We start from the raw sequence: 18,226 nt of genomic DNA, 5'->3' as shown, positions 1-18,226 counted from the left end.
TTTGAAGGAAAGATAGAAACTGGAATGAGAAAAGCATTAGTTAAACATTTACATTTTAATGATACAGTTGCTTATTGGACAGCACATACGATTGTTTTTATTTACCTGTAAGGAGATGAACTAATGCAAATACAACCTATTTTTTGGGCAATTATCGCGATATTAATAACAGTTTTCTTTCCTTCACGCCAATGGTTAGAACGACATCATTTAGATTATTTTATTCTTGTTACGTACGTAATAATATTAATAGTAATGGTTGTAGCCATACCTTATAGAAAAAGTACTGGCTTGAATGAGATTTATATTGTGAGTGCTTTTATCATCTATGAACTAGGCTATTTATTTATATATAAAAGATTAAAAAAATAAATTAACGTGAGAAAAAATTGTAGAAGAACATTTCTACAATTTTTTATTTGATTAGATAATTTAAAAAGCAAACTCTTTAATAATTAAGGAGTTTGCTTTTTTGTTAAACAGAGTGTATTAAATCAGGTATTGATCTACCATATTTTATTAGCTTGGTATAAATATCAGGGTCTGTATGAGGTAGGTCTTTCCTGTCTGTATATATATAATTACCGAACGGGTCTGTATAGACGATACAATATACACAGTGCCTAGACATGCCCATATCAGGTAACGGATAGCTCATCGTTATTGGTTCACTTGCTAAGGCGAGAATCCTAGGGGTACCAAAATCATTGTGGTTTTTAAAAAACTGCTTAAAATCAGGTAACACGACAGAACTTTCATTCATAGTAGGAATGATGATAACATCATGAATAACATAATTTGAATAGTTTGTAATGGTTACCTGAGGTATCCCTGTTTCAGTAGAGTAAGAACTAGCAGATGCCGTAATACGCGATGATATTTGAATAATATTTTTTTGCCTTTCATATTGTTCTTGACGCTTACTTATTTTATTGCTGTTGTGAGAAAGAAATAGCACTAAATATTGCGGCGGAGGCAGCAAAAATGGCTGGTAAAGTCGCAACGAAAGATTGTAAATAAGTCATAGTATTTTTTCTCCTTTTTAAATAGTATATGAAACATATTCATTTTATTAATTAAAAAATCCAACTCGTAAATAAATACGAATTGGATCAATATATACGGTAAATTAGATGTTAACCACACAAAAACCACATAAAAGTTGGTTAAACGATGGTATATCAATGATAACAATGCGCCTGACAGGAATCGAACCTGCACTTGGAAACCCAAACAGCGATCTGAACGCTGCGCGTCTGCCAGTTCCGCCACAAGCGCAAAATAAATTACTTTGAAAACTCAATAACAGTACCGTAGCCATGTAAAACTAAGAATCTTGGGGCAATCGTTACACGAACAGTTTGTGGTTCGAAATGAACGTTAATAATCCCGTCGCCACCTTTATTAATTGCGCGTTCTGCTAGTTCTGCTTGGACACGATCATATAAGGTATCAAAATCATCTACACGATCAATTTCATCGGCTTCTAGTACAATCTTGGCTGTCGCATTAACGATGCCTTTAATAGCATAAGAACGGTTAACATCTCCGGTTGTTAAGAACATATAAATCACTCCTTGAGTAATAGTTTAAGATAAAAATGCTAGATTGACAAGGATTAAAAAAACTAGCCTCAAGAGTTAGTCTCAACTAGGCTAGTTTTGTAGGTTACATGAAGATACGGTAGTTACGTTTATTAATTGAAATTAATTCTTTAGCCTTACTCTTTGAACTGAATTTAAGTAAATTTTTGATTAAACGTTCTAATTTTTCGTCATCTTTAGAAACTTTTTCAAAAATATCATTGTCAATCTTTATTGTTAGATCTTCCTTTTTGCTTGGAACCTTAAATGTTTTAGAAGTTTCATCGCTTGTGATGAAGTTTTTCTCAAGATCTGCTAATAAATTTTTGCTCATATGTTTTCTTCCTCCAGTTTCTTACTATATTAATCATAACACCTAGATGACTAAAATCATAGGAAATGAAAAAAGATAAAAATGTTATTAAGAGAATTAGATAATAATTTTGCTTTATAAATCTAATTTTGAAAGTATTGCAGGGATGTCGACTCCATCAGGGCTTTTTAAGATTAGCGATTGTTTATCAGTGAAATTAAATTTTTCCAATAATTTTTGATTTACTTCTTCTTGTTCGTATTTCAGCGTTTGTACATTGGTAAACTGTTCAGATTTAAAAGATTTAAGCAGGGCTTTTAATAAATGTGTCGCGATACCTTGTTGTTCTTCGTTTTTCGAAACTAATAATAGACCAATCCAAACGGATTGAACTTCAGGATAATCTGTTAAAAAATCAATCATAGCTACTAATTTATCTGCTTTGAAGAAGCCCAGTGTCCATTTTTGATCACTTTTAACTGACAACGGGATCGAAGTTAAATCAGATTTTATTTCTTCAATGGCTAAATCTTGTTTACCTTGGAGTTTTAGGTAAGTAGATTGACTTTTTTCTAATTCTAACATTTGAGTTAGATCTTTTTCGGTTAACTCTCGAACCACGTAGGGGGCACTAAAAATAGAAATCCTTTTTAATAACATACTGAAAACCTTCTTTATTTCAAATTTTGTAGGTAAAACGCTAACATCTAATACAATTTTAATGATATACTGTAACTACAAATAAAAGATATGGGGTGGCAAATATGGAACAAGAATATAAAAATATTTTAGTCCCAGTTGATGGATCAGATTCAGCTGAAAAAGCATTAAAGCGTGCAGTAGAAAGTGCTAAAGCAAACCATGCACATTTAGATATTTTAAACGTAATTGATACGCGTCAATTTTCTGTAAGTTTTTCAGGAATGATGGATGGGGGCGGTTCAATCGTCTATCAGACTTTTGAAGATACAGAAGCATATATGAATGAATTAAAAGAAGATATTGTAAAAAATGGGTTTACAGATGTTGATATTCATATTCGTTTTGGTAGTCCTAAAACAGTAATTGCCAAAGATTTTATTGAAGATCATCATTCAGATTTAATTATCATGGGTCAATCTGGCTTGAAGGCAGTGGAAAGAATGTTAATGGGTGCAGTTACAAATTACGTTACTCGTTTAGCACCTTGTGATGTCTTAGTTGTTAAATAATAAAGAGGGTTGCGTAATTTAGCAACTCTTTTATTATTTATAGGACTAACTCAGTATAAAGTAAAAATGAATTAAAAAATAGTCATATTAGATTAAAAGAGAGAAGGGGTACTGGTGGAAATAGGTTTATATTTAGTTATGGCAATTTTGATTATTTATAATGTTAAGTTGTCTCTACAATTAACTAAAGTGCGTCAAGCTAATGTTAGAACTGTGGACTCACTAGGTCCTGAAGAGACTAAAATATTAGCAGACTACGCAATTGAGAAACGAAAATGGCAAGTCCTTGGCAATGGAATGTTCTTTTTAGCTCTCGTTTGCGCTTTTATTGGAACAACAATAGAAACGAGTTATTTTGTAACACTTTATGTTGTAACAATGATTGCTGTGAATCGTTCAAGAATAAGAGTCAATAAGCTGTTATTATTAGATAATTAATGTTGCATTAAAAGTCTATATCTTAAATTAAAGAATTCACAAAAGTTAGGTATAAGTAACCTAATTTTTGAGGAACTTAATATTTGGGAAAGGCTTATTTTTTTTAAATGAATAAATGTTGTGACATGTTAGCTGATCTTAGAGAGAATTTCGTATGTGTAGTGGTGCCATCCAGATGACTAACTTTATAAAAAGTAGTTTAGCATGGTAAAACAGATTTTTTAAATTAATGGTTAATAAATAGTAAAGATTCTTACTGAGCATCAATGTTTTTAAGTAACTATGATATTCTAAAATTAAGCGAAATTCCTGGAGGGTTATTGTGAAACGATTTAAATATTATTCAATTTCCTTGTTAAAGGGATTAGCGTCTTTAATTATTCTTTTAGCAATTGGAAATTTGATAGGTCCATCTAATTGGCGGTTATTAATTAATTATTATTTAATTTTGAATTTTTTAACTTTTTATCCATATAATCTCGAGTTAAATGGATTAAATAAAAAATTAGTGCAAAAAGTTAAAATTGACGAGGTAGAGGAACCACACTCTAGACAAGAAATGAATACACGTAAAGTATCAACTGAAAATTTAACGCGCTTATTAATTTATGTCATGCAATTTGCAGGGTTAATCCTAATTGCTCCTGGTCAATTCATGTATTACTATTTAATCAAAAATTGAATTTTAATGATATCTCCACTGTTGATTAGATGACAGTGGGGATATTTTTTTAGAAAATTATTTGACAAAAGAATCAAAAACACATATAGTCATAATATCGTTAATGAGGTTAACGGAACGAATAATCGTTAATGCCATTAACTAAAAAGAGAGGGTGGATAATTTTGTTCAAAGAATTTATGTCAAAGAATAAGAGGTCAGTTGCGTATATCGCAATTGCATGTTTAATTCCAAGTTTAATTGCATATGGAACCTATAAGTTAGTTTCAAGTAAGCAACAAATGGACACAGGAAATTTAAAAGTAGCTATTATAAATAACGATGAAGAAGCATCATTTAATGGAAAATCAATTGACGTTGGTAAGGAAGTTACTAAAATTCTTAAAACCAATAAACAAGCCAAATGGGAGTTTGTTAGCGCAGAAACTGCGAAAAAACATTTAGATTCAGGCGATTATACAATGTCAGTTACATTGCCAAGTAATTTTTCAAAAAACGCAACAACTGCACTTGATGAAACGCCAAAAGTGAGTTTGTTAAAAACAAAACAATCAGATACAAATAACTATGTTTCGCAATTGATTACAAAACAGGTTGCAGAACAATTGAAATCACAAGTTTTAACTAATATCCAAAAAGCGTATGATTCTGCATTACTTGGTTCCGTTAAACAATTAGGTTCAGGTGTTAAAGAAGCCTCAACTGGTGTAAAAACGTTAAATAAAGGAACCGTTAAATTAAAAAATGGTAGTAAAGAAGTTACTAGAAATTTAAATACATTGGCAACAAGTATGGTGACCTTTGATAAAGGTAATCAGACATTAAAAACAGGATTAAATACTTATACAACTGGGGTTGATACTTTAGCTGATGGTGTAAATACCTATACAACTGGTGTAGGTACACTGGTGAATGGTAATAATCAATTAGCCTCAGGAATTAATACACTTGTTGCTAGTGCACCAACCTTATCAAATGGTGTGACTCAATATGTTGATGGGAATAAAACATTAGATGCGGGACTTTCTACGTTGCAAACTGGCGGATCTACATTAGCAGCTGGTGTAGGCACGTTAGCAACTGGTGCAACTACATTAAATTCGAACTCGAATGATTTAAATAATGGTGCGAAAACATTAGCTGCAAGTATGTCAGGTAGCCAATCGTTACCGATGGCGGTAGCAGGTTTAACAGCATATTCAACTGGTATTAAAACTGGTGTAACTCAAATTCAAACAAGATTAAAATCTCGTAGCGAAATTATTAATCATATTCCTGAAATAATTCAACAAATTAAAGATACAAAGCAAGGATCAAAAGAATTAAAAGCTGAACTTGAAGAAATTTCAGGATCAATTGAAACATTACAAGCATTACCTGGATTAGTAACAAAATTGATGGCGGCAGGGGATAAATTAACAACTGTTCAAACTCAAATGAATGCAATTAATTCAGATACAACACAAAAGATGTTTAGTTTGACATTAGCTAAAGGTCAGGCATCGACTTCTAACAAGAAGGTTCGTACGATGATTAATGACTCAACAACAATGAGCCAAAAAGAAAAAGACACTGTTTTACAACAAATCACAAAAACAGATACAGCAATAACAACTGTTGGTACAAATATAACTGGGGTAAGTAAAAATTTAACAGATACAAAAGCGATGTTAGAGGCAGTGATGAGTGATGTAGGTGGCTTAATGGCTGAATTTAAATCAACAATGGGTGATGTAGATCTTAAAGCCATGTTGGAAAAATTTGCTAAAATTTCGACACAAGCAACTGCATTATTGAGTAATACTGATACCTTGACGAGCGATTCAATGATTGGTCTTTTAGGTGATACAAAAGACTTGAGTGATCAAATTGATTCATTAGTGATAGCATCAAATGCTAATGCACAAGTTGCTGGTAAATTAAATGCTAGTGTTAATGGTGCTGGTGTTGATGTTACAAGTGAAAAAACAATTAATGCAACAATTAAGAATTCAATCATGACAGGTAGTATTAACAAATTGTCAGCTGGTATCTTAGGATATACAGCAGGAACAGGACAAGTAACTGATGGTATTAATCAATTAAATAGTAATGTACCAACTTTAATAACAGGTGTTACTGCTTTAAGAGCAGGATCGCAAAAACTTGTTACAGCAGGTGGACAACTTGAGGCAGGAACACAAACGTTAGTTTCAGGTGGTACACAATTGAAAGCAGGATCTGATAAGCTTGTTAGTGGTGGTACACAATTGACAACTGCTAGTACACAATTGACAGATGGAAGTTCGAAATTAAAAGCGGCAAGTACACAATTAACAGATGGTGATACACAATTGGCAGCTGCTAGTCCTCAATTAGTTGATGGCTCACAAAAATTAGCTGATGGGTCTAAACAAGTAACATCAGGATTGGATACAGCTAATGATGGTGTAACATTATTAAATACTAAATTAGCAGCAGGAGCATCACAGGTTGGTAATATCAATTCATCTCCAAAAAATGTGGCTCAATTCGTTGAACCTGTTAAAACAGAAACTGAAAGTGACAATCTCGCTAAAACTTTGAAAAATACATTTGCCCCATTAGTGATTGTTTTATCATTATTTGTCGGTGCAATTGTAACTCAATTAATTTTATTCAGATACCGTAAGAAGAATGAATTATCACAAAACTGGTTACAGAACCTTTTCCTAATGTTATTTATTTCTGTTATTCAAACAGCAGGAGTTCTCTTATTAACATTATTCTTTAGTGTAACAATTGAACATCCAATTAGTTTCGTAATCTTTACGTTCTTATCGGGAATAATCTTTACTCTTTTATGTGTGGTAATTGACGAACTCCTTGGAACAATGGGTATTCTCTTATCTTTAGCATTACTACTCGTACAATTAGTGATTACAGGACAAGTTATTCCAAATACGATGTTATCAAATGCTTATCAAGTATTTGCAGAGTTCTTACCTGTTACACATGTATTAAATGGCTTCACATATGCAATTAATAGCCAAGGTTCTGGTATGATTGGTTCAGTGCTTGCATTACTTGTTACAGCCGTAGTACTGGGTGTGGTTTGGACGTTTGTAAATCGTAAACAATTAACGGTATCAACTGAAAAAGAAAAATAGAGATACAGTTGATTAGATATAGTAATTAACCGCGTTTTATGCTAAATTTAACTGTAGGTAGAACATGCAGAGGAGAATTAGCAATGACAACAACTAAGTTAATGGATGACTATATTAGTATGTATTTAGGAACTTTTAAGAATGTGGAAGGATTCATTTCACAACCTACTAGTGAGTTTAATTTATCTTTTGAACAATTCTTGATTTTAAAAGATATCCATAGCACTGAAGATATAAGCATGGTTGATATCGCTAAAAAAAGAAATGTTTCAAGGAGTGCAATTGCACGCCAATTAAACGTACTAAAACAATTAAGATACATCTATCAAGAACAAGACACAGTTGATAGAAGAAGAATAAACCTACGCTTGTCTGATCAGGGTGCAAAAGTAGAACGAGTTGTGACTGAGTCAATTAAGAAACGGTTTGATACTTGGGTAAATGTTTTAGGTGAAGATAAGGCAGTTCTACTGCTTAGTTTAATGAAAGAATTCGGGCAAAAAATAATGGTAGACAGAAAATAAAATTCTGTGTACCATTTTTTGCTTGAAAGTGTTGTATGCGTTTTCTATAAGTAGTATATTAGTTTAATATACTACTTAAAAAAATAATTGTTTTTTAAGGATTAAATTAATACCAAATGAAATCATTATTGGAGGAAGAATATGACAAAAATTATTGCAATTAACGCAGGTAGTTCAAGTTTAAAATTCCAATTATTTAGCATGCCAGAGGAAACTGTTATTGCTAAAGGATTGATTGAAAGAATTGGACTTAAAGACTCAATTTTAACGATTAAATATGGTAACGGAAAAAAATATGAAGATGTATTAGATATCGACAATCATTCAGTAGGTGTACAGTTATTACTTAAATTATTGCTTCAATTGGATATTATTGCTGATTTTAATGAAATTTCCGGTGTTGGACATCGCGTTGTTGCTGGTGGTGAATATTTCAAAAAATCAACATTAGTAAATGCCGATACAATTGCAAAAATTAATGAATTATCTGAATTAGCACCATTACATAATCCAGCTAATCTTTTAGGTATCCAGGCATTTGAAGAAATCTTACCAGATGCAGTAAGTGTCGCTGTATTTGATACAGCCTTCCATCAGACGATGCCAGAAGAAAGTTACATGTACAGTGTACCTTATGAATGGTATGAAAAATATGCCGCAAGACGTTATGGTGCTCATGGGACAAGCGTTCGTTATGTCGTCTCAGAAGCCGAAAAACTAATTGATAAAGACCCTAAAGAGTTAAAATTAATTACATTACATTTAGGTGCAGGAGCATCAATTACAGCTACAGTTGGTGGTAAATCAATTGATACATCAATGGGCTTTACACCACTTGCTGGAATTACCATGGCAACACGTTCAGGTGATGTAGATGTATCGTTAGTTGCTTACATGATGAGACAATTAAAAATTACTGATATAGATGAAATGATTAATATTTTGAATCGTGAATCTGGGCTAGTTGGTATTTCAGGGATTTCTCCTGATATGCGTGATGTTAAAGCTCAATTAGGAAAAAATCCTCGTGCTGATTTAGCTGTTAAAATCTATGTTCAAAATATTATTAAATATATTGGTCAATACATTGCAGAAATGCAAGGGGTTGATGGTATTATTTTCACTGCTGGTCTTGGTGAGAATGATCGGATTGTACGTCGTCGCGTTATTGAACATTTAGCATATTTAGGTGTTGGCTTTGATGCTGAAAATAACGAAAAAATGGGTGAACAGGTTATGCTTAGCACGCCAGAGTCTGCCGTTAAGATTTTTGCGATACCTACTGATGAAGAATTAGTTATTGCACGCGATGTTCAATCATTAATGTAAAAATAACCATTTAAAATAGTAGCTTAAAATAAGAGGGATATCACATTGTGATGTCTTTTTTATTTTGTAACATAACGGTAATATTTAAAGGGTTAACAAGTTATTAAAAAAGTGTTAAATTAGACATTATAAATTATTATTACTGACAACAAGTTGTTGTCATCATTCGGAGGCGTAACTTAATGAGTAGGTGTAAACTTGATATTATGAGTGAGTATCAAGCAGCGATGCAAAAACTTGCTGATCTTAGAAGTAACATTGGAAACAGACAACAATCATCAATTCGAGATAGCTTTTTCCAAGAGGAAAAATCGCTTGAAAGAGAATGTTCTGAACTGAATATTCTATTAGAAGCTATCGATGTTGCGGAAGATTAATCCTACTTTTTGAGAAATAAAAGTAGTAAAAAACGATTAAATTCATAATTGAATTTAATCGTTTTTTTTGTTCCTATTTAAATTAATTAGTTTGTAGATTCCGAAGAACGAAACGATTAATAAGATGATACCAACTACTGTAGCAAAAATATCAACTGTTGCTGCAACTTCCGCCCAAGCATTCCCAGCAAATGCCCCAAGATAAATGAGGACAGTATTCCAAATTAATGTTCCAAAAAAGGTTAATGGAATAAAAAAACGTAATTTACATTTCGTAATTCCAGCGGGAATAGAAATTAAACTTCGAACAATGGGAACAAAACGGCCTATGAAAATAGCACGATTTTCATATTTTACAAAAAATTCAGTCGCTTTTTCAATATGGATAGGTTTTAGACCAAGCCAAGAACCATACTTACTGGCGAAAAATTGATTTAAACGTTCTGTACTTAAAAAGCGACCGATCGAATATAAGATTAAAGCCCCGATAGTCGCCCCAATAGTGGCAGAAATAATTAAACCAATTGGTGTAAGAGAACTTGAGAGCGTCATAAAACCTGCAAATGTTAAAATGATTTCAGAAGGAATTGGTGGGAAAATGTTTTCAATGGTGATCAGTAACGCAACACCTAGATAGCCATGTTGGCCGATTAAGTCAATTATGGTTTCTTGCATTTAGGCACCCCTTTTATTTAATAATTAAAGCATATCATGAGCCAAAGAAATAAAGTAATGAAAAAGGATTAGCTTAATAAAAATTAAATAATTTTCGTATTCAGAGTTAAATTTGGTACAATTGAAGAAAGAATAAGACGATTTAAGGTGGTAAAAATGAAAATTGAAGAATTACACAAGGTAGAATTAGATTTAATCCGGGAAGTCGTTGAAATTTGTCAAAAAAATAATATAAAGTATTTTATGATTGGTGGCAGTTTATTAGGTGCGGTCAGACATCAAGGGTTTATTCCATGGGATGATGATGTCGATATTGGAATGGTAAGGGATGACTACGATCGATTCTTACAAATCGCTCCCCAAGAGATTAGCCAGCCTTATTATTTTCTACAAACTGATCAAAGTGATCCAAACTATGCATTTGGATATGCAAAACTACTTGATGAATCTATTCATGTTGAAGAGAAAAGAAATATTAATGACGCTAGAAAAGGTGTTTTTGTAGATATTTTTCCTTTTGATAAAGTCCCAACAGGTGATGTCGAACGATCTATTCAACAATCAAAATATCGATATCTTAACGCGAAAATTCTTTTATTGAGCAATTATCGTTTAATGGATACTGAAATTAACGCAAAGATTAGAAAATTACAACCTGATCAAAGTCGTAAAACCAAAGAGTATAAAGAAAAAAGAGACGAACTAGTAAGAACCTATAATCAAGATGACACCATTTCAGAATATAAAAATTTAGCTTCACAATACTCATATGAAAAAGAATTACTATCAGAAAAGGAATTAGCAGCCGTGATTCAAGTTCCTTTTGAGAACCTTACGGTAACTATTTTAAGGGCATATGATGCAATTTTAAGCCGTTTATATGGTGATTATTTACAATTACCGCCTGAAAGTAAACAGATTGAAAAGCATATTGAAAAAGTGACTATTTTAGATCGAAATGATTTTACTTTTGATAATGAAATTGATTGATTTTATGACGTAAATGAGATACGTTTAAAGATGACAAATGGAGGTGCTTTCATATGGATAGAAAATCAATTATTGACGAGCGGTTGCTTAACCGGGAATTTACAATTGACAGTAAAAATATTCATGGCACGGTCGAGTTTTTTGGTATCTACTATCATTATTTTAGTGATGAAACATTAGTAAGTGGAGATGTTGTTCGAATCATTAAAACACATGTTGAAGGGTTAGACGTTAAAAAAATATAAAGGTGGTTAAATTATTATGTTGGGACTTTTAGTCGTTATTATTATTGTTATATTATTGGTCATGATTTTACCAGCAACTATCCGAATTATTAGACAACCGCATCAAGGTGTTGTTATAACTTTAGGAAAATATGAAACAACATTAGCTCCAGGCTTACATTTTATTAAACCATTTATTTCTTCAGTAATTCGTGTTAGTACGGCACAACAACCTTTAGATCTTGATAAACAAGTTGTGATTACAAAAGATAATGCTGAAATTGAAGTTAAAATTTCATTGAAGTATCACGTTACTGACATCCAAGATTTTGTGTTTAAAAATGAAGACTCTGTTCGTAGTATGATTCAAGATACACGTGCCTCTTTGCGTGGCATCATTGGTAATAAAATGTTAGATGAAGTTTTGAATGGAACGCAAGAAATTAATCGCGGTTTGTTTGGCGAAATTTCTAATGTGACAGCTGGTTATGGATTAAATGTTGATCGAATTAATATTGATACAGTAAAACCTTCAGTTGAAATTCAAGATTCAATGAATAAGTTATTGAAAGCCGCTAGAAATCGTGATGCTACTGTTGCTGAAGCAGAAGGTTACAGTAAATCAGTTGCACTAAAAAATAAAGCTGATAATGATGCATGGGTTAATTCAGCCCAAGCAAAGGCTGAAGCAGTTAAAAAGACGGCCGATGCTGAAGCATACCGAATAGATGCAGTTAATTTATCATTAAATAAAGTTGGTAATGGTTATTTTGTTAGCCAAAATATTGAGGCTTTTAAAGAATTGGCCAAGAGTGACGCAAATACAGTTGTTATGCCAAGTAATGCGATAGATAGCTTAGGTCAAATTCCAGCAATTAATGCATTATTAAAACCAGAAGCTAAATAAAACTTTCAAGAGGTTATTCCTTGGAAGTTTTTTTACTAGGAATGAGAGTGGTTAATTTGAAAATTATTATTGATGGGGATGCGTCTCCTGTGAAAAATGAAGTTATAGCTGAAGCCGAACTACGGAATATCAGTGTGTTGCTAATTACAAGTACGCCACATTTCTCAACTAAAAAGTATCCTGAAAATGTTTCGGTTAGCTATGTTGATCAAGGTCCAGATGCGGCAGATTATAGAATTGTAAAGTTAGCTGAAAAATCAGATGTTGTGATTACACAAGATTACGGACTAGCTTCTCTTTTATTACCAAAAGGTGTGATTGTGATGCATCATAAAGGATTTGAATATACAGATACCAATATCGATAGTATGTTGGATTCAAGATATTTAAGTGCAATGGCAAGGAAATCAGGTCAACGTACGAAGGGTCCAAGCGCCTTTTCAAACCAGGATAGGGCTAACTTTAAAAAAGCATTTATTTTATTATTGAATGAAAAAGGAATTAAATAAATATAAAGAAAAGAAGGGTCTTATTTGCGATCGTTAACATCGGGTAATCCAGCAAAATTAATTTTTATGTTTACTATACCATTATTGGTTGGTAATTTATTTCAACAATTATATAGTATTTCTGATACGTTGATTGTTGGACAAACTTTAGGCGTGGATGCACTAGCTGCAGTTGGTTCGACCGGGAGTATTCAATTTTTGATTATTGGATTTGCACAAGGGTTAACTGCAGGTTTATCTATTATTACGGCACAACGATTTGGGGCAAAAGATTATCGTGGTGTTAGAAAAAGCTTTGCAGTGGGACTTTTGATTAGTCTAATTGCAACGGTAATTTTAACAGCGGTTAGTTTGTTTTTTGTAAAAGATATTTTAACACTTATGAAGACACCACCAGAAATATTTGATGATGCACAAACTTTTATTAGTATCATTTTTGGTGGAATATTTGCTTCAATGGCATTTAATATTTTATCTAATATTATTAGGGCGCTAGGGGATAGTCGCACGCCATTATACTTTTTAATTTTTGCCAGCATTATTAATGTTGGTTTAGAATTATTATTTATTTTGGTATTTCATTGGGGAGTTGCTGGCGCTGGTATTGCAACTATTATTGCGCAATCATGTTCCGTTGTATTCTGTTTAATTTACATTTATCGAAAAATTCCCGTCTTACATATTGGTCGACACCATTTTAGAGAAATCACGATGAAAGATGTTAACCAACACCTTTATGTGGCTCTACCAATGGCCTTTCAAGCTTCAATAATTGCGATTGGTGCAATTATGCTACAGTCAGCTTTAAACGGTTTAGGAACGACAGCAGTTGCCAGTACCACGGCAGCGTCTAAGATTGATCAATTATCAACACAACCAATGATGTCATTTGGAATTGGGATGGCAACTTTTACTGCCCAAAATTATGGCGCAAAAAAATATGGTCGTGTTTTAGATGGTGTAAAAAAGTGTCTATTAATGTCTGGAACATTCAGTATCGTTGCAAGTCTTTTAGTTATTTTATTTGGACAACAATTAGTTACACTGTTTGTTGGAAATAATGCACCAAAAGTTGTTGCATTATCGCAGGTTTATTTTAATATTAATGGGTCATTTTACTTACTTTTGTCAGTACTGTTTGTCATTAGATACACGTTACAGGGACTGGGACAAAGCATCGTACCAACAGTTGCTGGAGTTGTAGAATTACTGATGAGATCATTTGCAGCTATCTTTTTAGCTGGTGCTTTTGGGTATGCAGGAGCTTGTTTTGCAAATCCATTAGCCTGGGGTGGGTCATGTATTGTACTGATTTATTCATATATGAAGGCTGTACAAAATTTGAGACGTTTAGATTTTGAACAAAAGGCTGAAAATAAACATGCTTAATTAGTTATGACAAAAGTACGGAAATATGCTATACTAATCAACGTTCTGCGGGCGTAGTTTAGTGGTAAAATTCCAGCTTCCCAAGCTGATGTCGCGAGTTCGATTCTCGTCGCCCGCTTAAAAATGAATAAGATAATTATATTGAAACCAAGATATTTAATCTTGGTTTTTTTTTGTAAATTTTAACTGACTAAATAGAATATAATTAGTCAAAATGATTGCAATTAAGCGTTATTTTTGCTAAGTTTAGTAACTGATATTAGTTTTTTTGTATAAAAAAACATGGAACTGGACAGAATTGAGGGGGAAAAAAGTGGATATTTTATTAAAACATGCTAAAAAGTATCGGGTAGATATTTTTTGGGCAGTCGTCATGGTGGTTATCATGGCAATTTCAACATTGTGGCAACCTAAATTGTTACAAAAAGTAATTGATGCTATTTTAAAGGACCAGGGTGATAAAATCACGACACTTGGTTTGTACTTGATTGGAGTTGCTGTTATTGGATTGTTGGCAGGTGTTGTGAATACAATTCTATCAGCAAAAGTAGCACAATCAATGAGTGCAGATATTCGTGAAACTGCTTTTAGAAAGATTCAAACATTTTCTTTCAGTAATATTGAACGATTCCAAGCAGGGAATATTGTGGTTCGTTTAACCAATGATATTACCCAAATTCAAACGTTAATTATGACAATTTTACAGACATTAATTCGAGTGCCCATTTTATTTATCGGTGCATTCATTTTAGCTATGAATACAATTGCGGATTTATGGTGGATTATTGTTATTTTAATTGTCTGCGTGTTAGGTATTTCAATGTTAACTTTCGGTCGCATGGGACGCCATTTTGGGTTAATGCAAGGCTTAATTGATCGAGTAAATGAGTTAGCCAAAGAAAACTTGATGGGTGTGCGTGTTGTTAAGTCATTTAATCAAGAAAAAAATGAAGAAAAACGTTTCGATAAGGTTTCAGATGATTTAAATGCACAAAATATCTATGTTGGAACTCTATTTGCTGTTTTAATTCCAGCATTTACATTAATTGGAAATATGGCTGTCGTTGCCGCAATTTATTTTGTAGGTGATTTAGCTAAAGCAGATCCAAGTACAGTTACAGCTATTACTTCGTTTGTTAATTATTTAATGCAAATCATGTTTGCCATTATTATTGGTGGAATGATGATGACGTTTAGTGCTCGTGCAATGGTTTCAATTAAACGACTACGCGAAATTTTAGATGAAGAACCAGATATTTATTACCAAGATGTTCCAGAGGAAGATTTATCGGGATCTGTTAGTTTTGAAGATGTCTCATTCTCATATGAAGGCGATGATAAACCAACACTTAAACATGTTAGTTTTGATGTTAAACCTGGAGAAATGATAGGAATTGTTGGTGCAACTGGTTCAGGTAAATCAACTTTAGCCCAAATGATTCCACGATTATTTGATCCCCAAGAAGGAATGATCAAAGTTGGTGGTGAGAATTTAAAGGATGTTAATGAAAAATCGCTTCGTAAAACAGTAGCATTTGTTTTACAAAAGGCTATCCTATTTTCTGGCACAATCGCAGACAACTTACGTCAAGGTAAAGAAGATGCCAACGAGAAAGATATGGATATGGCCAGTCAAATCGCTCAGGCATCAGAATTTATTAATCGATTACCAGAACGTTATGATGCAGAGGTTGAAGAACGTTCAGCTAACTTCTCAGGTGGTCAAAAACAACGTTTATCAATTACGCGTGGTGTTATTGGTAAACCTAAAATCTTAATTTTAGATGATTCAACATCAGCACTTGATGCTCAATCAGAAAAATTAGTCCAAAAAGCATTAAATAATGAATTGAAAGAGACAACAACATTTGTTATTGCCGAAAAAATCTCATCTGTGATTAATGCGGATCGTATTTTTGTTATGGATGACGGTAAATTAGTTGGCGAGGGGACACATAAAGATCTCGTTGAAAATAGTCAAATTTATCAAGAAATTTATAACACTCAAAAAGGAAAGGAGACTGTCTAATGAAAGATATGAATAGATCGATGGCATTCTTCTTCCACTACTTGAAAAGCTATAAATTAGGTTTTACAGTTATGACTGTTGCAATTATTGCATCGACATACTTCCAGGTAAAAGCACCTGTGTATATGGGAAAAGCAATTACGGCATTGGCAGACTACGTAATTGGTTTAACAAAAGGAGTGAGTGATAAAGGAAATTTTGTTAGCTCATTGTGGATGTTATTCTTATTTTATATTTTTTCAATTGTAGCAATGTTTTTCTCAAATATTATTGTCACGTTCATTACAGGAAACTCGACAAATAGAATGCGAAAAGGGCTATTTGGAAAATTACAAAAAATGACAATTCGATTCTTTGATTCACATAAAGATGGGGATATTTTAAGTCGTTTTACAAGTGATTTGGATAATATTTCGAACGCAATGAATCAAGCCTTAGGACAAATTATGAGTAATATTGCTCTAATGATTGGGATTATCATTATGATGTTTCAACAGAATGTTCAGCTTGCCTGGGTTACGATTGCTTCAACGCCTATCGCGTTACTTCTTGCGGTCATTTTAATTTCTAAAACACGTAAGTATGTTGATATACAACAAAAAGAAGTTGGAAAATTAAATGGCTATATTAATGAAAAAATTAGTGGTCAAAAAATTGTAATTACTAACGGGCTTCAAAAAGAAGCTATTGATGGTTTCTTGCCATATAACGAAAATGTTCGTAAAGCAACGTTTAAAGGACAAGTCTATTCAGGGATGCTTTTCCCAGTTATGAATGGCCTCTCGTTGGTTAATACAGCCATTGTTATCTTCTTTGGTAGCTGGTTAGCACTGAACGGTGATATGGGCCGTACAACGGCTTTAGGACTAGTTGTCGTGTTTGTTCAATACTCACAACAATTTTACCAACCAATATCACAAATTTCTTCATTGTATAGTATGTTCCAACTTGCTATTACAGGTGCTAGTCGACTGAATGAAATGTTTGATGAACCAGATGAGGTCAACTCAACTGATAAGCAAAAATTAACGGGTCTAACAAATGGTGTTAAGTTAAGAAATGTTAATTTTGGTTATAATGCTAATAAAGAAATTTTACATGATGTATCAATTAATGTTGATAAAGGTGAAATGGTAGCTTTAGTCGGACCAACTGGTTCAGGTAAAACAACAATTATGAATTTATTGAATCGATTCTATGATGTTACAGGTGGTTCAGTTGAATTTGATGGCGTAAATGTTAAGGATCTTGAACTTCAAAGTCTTCGTGATCATGTTGGGATAGTTCTTCAAGAAAGTGTATTATTCTCAGGAACAATTCGTGATAATATTGTCTTTGGTAAACCTGAAGCATCAGATGAAGATATGATTTCTGCCGCTAAGCAAGCTAATATTCATGATTTTATTATGAGTCAAGAAAATGGCTATGACACGACAGTATCGGATGAAAACTCTGTGTTTTCAACTGGCCAAAAACAATTAATTAGTATCGCAAGAACAATTTTAACTAATCCTACGTTATTAATTTTGGATGAAGCGACTTCTAATGTTGATACAGTGACAGAAGCTAAAATTCAAAAAGCAATGGATACAGTTATTCAAGGGCGTACTAGTTTTGTAATCGCACATCGCTTGAAAACAATATTAGATGCTGATAAAATTGTTGTTCTGAAGGACGGTAAGGTTATTGAACAAGGTAACCATCAAGAATTATTGGATCAAAAAGGATTCTATTCTGAACTTTATAATAATCAATTTGTATTTGAATAAAACAGTGAAAAAATCTTTCAAGAATACTTTATATAAAGTATTCTTGAAAGATTTTTTATTTTAAATTAAGATATAAAGTAACAAAAAAAACAAAAAATAAATATATTTAATTGTAATTTTATATCATTCAAGGTATGATGTAACCAGTT

At 32.6% G+C, this 18,226-nt stretch carries 19 protein-coding genes and 2 tRNA genes; 16 read left to right on the top strand and 5 right to left on the bottom strand.

Annotated elements, in window-relative coordinates; genetic code table 11:
- The first annotated feature begins 123 nt into the window (after positions 1-123).
- Positions 124-372, top strand: coding sequence for a hypothetical protein (locus tag AC1RPX_RS03555; RefSeq protein ID WP_481761163.1), 249 nt, complete (start codon positions 124-126; stop codon positions 370-372).
- Between the two features lie 822 nt (positions 373-1,194).
- Here AC1RPX_RS03555 and AC1RPX_RS03550 read toward each other — a convergent pair.
- The 4 genes from AC1RPX_RS03550 to AC1RPX_RS03535 form a co-directional block, all read right to left on the bottom strand.
- Positions 1,195-1,278 (bottom strand) — tRNA-Leu (locus AC1RPX_RS03550).
- A gap of 8 nt (positions 1,279-1,286) precedes the next feature.
- On the bottom strand, positions 1,287-1,565 hold the full coding sequence (locus AC1RPX_RS03545) for a hypothetical protein (RefSeq protein ID WP_409022736.1): 279 nt from the start codon (positions 1,563-1,565) through the stop codon (positions 1,287-1,289).
- Positions 1,566-1,668: 103 nt separating this feature from the next.
- Positions 1,669-1,917: a hypothetical protein gene (locus AC1RPX_RS03540; RefSeq protein WP_057973335.1), complete on the bottom strand. Its 249-nt coding sequence runs from the start codon at positions 1,915-1,917 to the stop codon at positions 1,669-1,671.
- A gap of 114 nt (positions 1,918-2,031) precedes the next feature.
- Positions 2,032-2,556 (bottom strand): GNAT family N-acetyltransferase, encoded by a 525-nt coding sequence (locus AC1RPX_RS03535; RefSeq protein WP_481761164.1) that lies wholly within the window; start codon positions 2,554-2,556, stop codon positions 2,032-2,034.
- A gap of 104 nt (positions 2,557-2,660) precedes the next feature.
- Between AC1RPX_RS03535 and AC1RPX_RS03530 the strand changes: the two genes are divergently transcribed.
- From AC1RPX_RS03530 to AC1RPX_RS03500, 7 genes are all read left to right on the top strand, one after another.
- Positions 2,661-3,107, top strand: a complete 447-nt coding sequence (locus AC1RPX_RS03530; RefSeq protein ID WP_481761165.1) for a universal stress protein — start codon at positions 2,661-2,663, stop codon at positions 3,105-3,107.
- Positions 3,108-3,221: 114 nt separating this feature from the next.
- Complete coding sequence (locus tag AC1RPX_RS03525) at positions 3,222-3,545, top strand: hypothetical protein (RefSeq protein ID WP_481761166.1); 324 nt, start codon at positions 3,222-3,224, stop codon at positions 3,543-3,545.
- Between the two features lie 322 nt (positions 3,546-3,867).
- A complete protein-coding gene (locus AC1RPX_RS03520) occupies positions 3,868-4,227 on the top strand; it encodes a hypothetical protein (protein ID WP_481761167.1) in 360 nt (119 codons plus the stop codon).
- Between the two features lie 164 nt (positions 4,228-4,391).
- Positions 4,392-7,355: a YhgE/Pip family protein gene (locus AC1RPX_RS03515; protein WP_481761168.1), complete on the top strand. Its 2,964-nt coding sequence runs from the start codon at positions 4,392-4,394 to the stop codon at positions 7,353-7,355.
- Between the two features lie 83 nt (positions 7,356-7,438).
- On the top strand, positions 7,439-7,879 hold the full coding sequence (locus AC1RPX_RS03510) for a MarR family transcriptional regulator (protein ID WP_409022730.1): 441 nt from the start codon (positions 7,439-7,441) through the stop codon (positions 7,877-7,879).
- A gap of 141 nt (positions 7,880-8,020) precedes the next feature.
- Positions 8,021-9,208 carry an acetate/propionate family kinase gene (locus AC1RPX_RS03505; RefSeq protein WP_481761169.1) on the top strand — a complete coding sequence of 396 codons (1,188 nt, stop codon included), beginning with the start codon at positions 8,021-8,023 and terminating at the stop codon, positions 9,206-9,208.
- A gap of 182 nt (positions 9,209-9,390) precedes the next feature.
- Positions 9,391-9,585 carry a hypothetical protein gene (locus AC1RPX_RS03500; protein WP_057973343.1) on the top strand — a complete coding sequence of 65 codons (195 nt, stop codon included), beginning with the start codon at positions 9,391-9,393 and terminating at the stop codon, positions 9,583-9,585.
- Between the two features lie 54 nt (positions 9,586-9,639).
- Here AC1RPX_RS03500 and AC1RPX_RS03495 read toward each other — a convergent pair whose 3' ends face one another.
- The gene (locus AC1RPX_RS03495) at positions 9,640-10,260 is read right to left on the bottom strand and encodes a DedA family protein (RefSeq protein ID WP_481761170.1); all 621 of its coding nucleotides are present in this window, start codon (positions 10,258-10,260) and stop codon (positions 9,640-9,642) included.
- Between the two features lie 156 nt (positions 10,261-10,416).
- On the opposite strand from AC1RPX_RS03495, the gene AC1RPX_RS03490 reads away from it, so the two are divergent.
- The 8 genes from AC1RPX_RS03490 (at position 10,417) to AC1RPX_RS03455 (ending at position 18,077) form a co-directional block, all read left to right on the top strand.
- Positions 10,417-11,250 (top strand): LicD family protein, encoded by an 834-nt coding sequence (locus AC1RPX_RS03490; protein ID WP_481761171.1) that lies wholly within the window; start codon positions 10,417-10,419, stop codon positions 11,248-11,250.
- Between the two features lie 53 nt (positions 11,251-11,303).
- Positions 11,304-11,495 carry a hypothetical protein gene (locus tag AC1RPX_RS03485; RefSeq protein WP_481761172.1) on the top strand — a complete coding sequence of 64 codons (192 nt, stop codon included), beginning with the start codon at positions 11,304-11,306 and terminating at the stop codon, positions 11,493-11,495.
- Between the two features lie 16 nt (positions 11,496-11,511).
- A complete protein-coding gene (locus tag AC1RPX_RS03480) occupies positions 11,512-12,381 on the top strand; it encodes an SPFH domain-containing protein (protein ID WP_481761173.1) in 870 nt (289 codons plus the stop codon).
- Between the two features lie 56 nt (positions 12,382-12,437).
- Positions 12,438-12,890, top strand: coding sequence for a YaiI/YqxD family protein (locus AC1RPX_RS03475; protein ID WP_409022804.1), 453 nt, complete (start codon positions 12,438-12,440; stop codon positions 12,888-12,890).
- A gap of 24 nt (positions 12,891-12,914) precedes the next feature.
- The gene (locus AC1RPX_RS03470) at positions 12,915-14,279 is read left to right on the top strand and encodes an MATE family efflux transporter (RefSeq protein WP_481761174.1); all 1,365 of its coding nucleotides are present in this window, start codon (positions 12,915-12,917) and stop codon (positions 14,277-14,279) included.
- A gap of 47 nt (positions 14,280-14,326) precedes the next feature.
- Positions 14,327-14,397, top strand: a tRNA-Gly gene (locus tag AC1RPX_RS03465).
- A 255-nt stretch (positions 14,398-14,652) separates the two neighbouring features.
- Positions 14,653-16,308, top strand: coding sequence for an ABC transporter ATP-binding protein (locus AC1RPX_RS03460; protein WP_481761400.1), 1,656 nt, complete (start codon positions 14,653-14,655; stop codon positions 16,306-16,308).
- Positions 16,308-18,077, top strand: coding sequence for an ABC transporter ATP-binding protein (locus AC1RPX_RS03455; protein WP_481761175.1), 1,770 nt, complete (start codon positions 16,308-16,310; stop codon positions 18,075-18,077). Before AC1RPX_RS03460 ends, AC1RPX_RS03455 begins: the two co-directional genes overlap by 1 nt.
- Positions 18,078-18,226 lie beyond the last annotated feature (149 nt).

It is taken from the genome of Dellaglioa sp. CoH-56-MRSF-14 (assembly GCF_056782115.1).
The sequence above is the reverse complement of the archived record's forward strand: the minus strand, read 5'-3'. Positions and strand labels throughout refer to the sequence as shown.

What these genes read in the sequence shown, in the direction of transcription:
- AC1RPX_RS03555 (WP_481761163.1), top strand. Translation starts at nt 124, where the DNA reads ATGCAAATACAACCTATTTTTTGGGCAATTATCGCGATATTAATAACA.
- AC1RPX_RS03545 (WP_409022736.1), bottom strand. Translation starts at nt 1,565, where the DNA reads ATGTTCTTAACAACCGGAGATGTTAACCGTTCTTATGCTATTAAAGGC.
- AC1RPX_RS03540 (WP_057973335.1), bottom strand. Translation starts at nt 1,917, where the DNA reads ATGAGCAAAAATTTATTAGCAGATCTTGAGAAAAACTTCATCACAAGC.
- AC1RPX_RS03535 (WP_481761164.1), bottom strand. Translation starts at nt 2,556, where the DNA reads ATGTTATTAAAAAGGATTTCTATTTTTAGTGCCCCCTACGTGGTTCGA.
- AC1RPX_RS03530 (WP_481761165.1), top strand. Translation starts at nt 2,661, where the DNA reads ATGGAACAAGAATATAAAAATATTTTAGTCCCAGTTGATGGATCAGAT.
- AC1RPX_RS03510 (WP_409022730.1), top strand. Translation starts at nt 7,439, where the DNA reads ATGACAACAACTAAGTTAATGGATGACTATATTAGTATGTATTTAGGA.
- AC1RPX_RS03505 (WP_481761169.1), top strand. Translation starts at nt 8,021, where the DNA reads ATGACAAAAATTATTGCAATTAACGCAGGTAGTTCAAGTTTAAAATTC.
- AC1RPX_RS03500 (WP_057973343.1), top strand. Translation starts at nt 9,391, where the DNA reads ATGAGTAGGTGTAAACTTGATATTATGAGTGAGTATCAAGCAGCGATG.
- AC1RPX_RS03495 (WP_481761170.1), bottom strand. Translation starts at nt 10,260, where the DNA reads ATGCAAGAAACCATAATTGACTTAATCGGCCAACATGGCTATCTAGGT.
- AC1RPX_RS03490 (WP_481761171.1), top strand. Translation starts at nt 10,417, where the DNA reads ATGAAAATTGAAGAATTACACAAGGTAGAATTAGATTTAATCCGGGAA.
- AC1RPX_RS03485 (WP_481761172.1), top strand. Translation starts at nt 11,304, where the DNA reads ATGGATAGAAAATCAATTATTGACGAGCGGTTGCTTAACCGGGAATTT.
- AC1RPX_RS03480 (WP_481761173.1), top strand. Translation starts at nt 11,512, where the DNA reads ATGTTGGGACTTTTAGTCGTTATTATTATTGTTATATTATTGGTCATG.
- AC1RPX_RS03460 (WP_481761400.1), top strand. Translation starts at nt 14,653, where the DNA reads ATGGTGGTTATCATGGCAATTTCAACATTGTGGCAACCTAAATTGTTA.
- AC1RPX_RS03455 (WP_481761175.1), top strand. Translation starts at nt 16,308, where the DNA reads ATGAAAGATATGAATAGATCGATGGCATTCTTCTTCCACTACTTGAAA.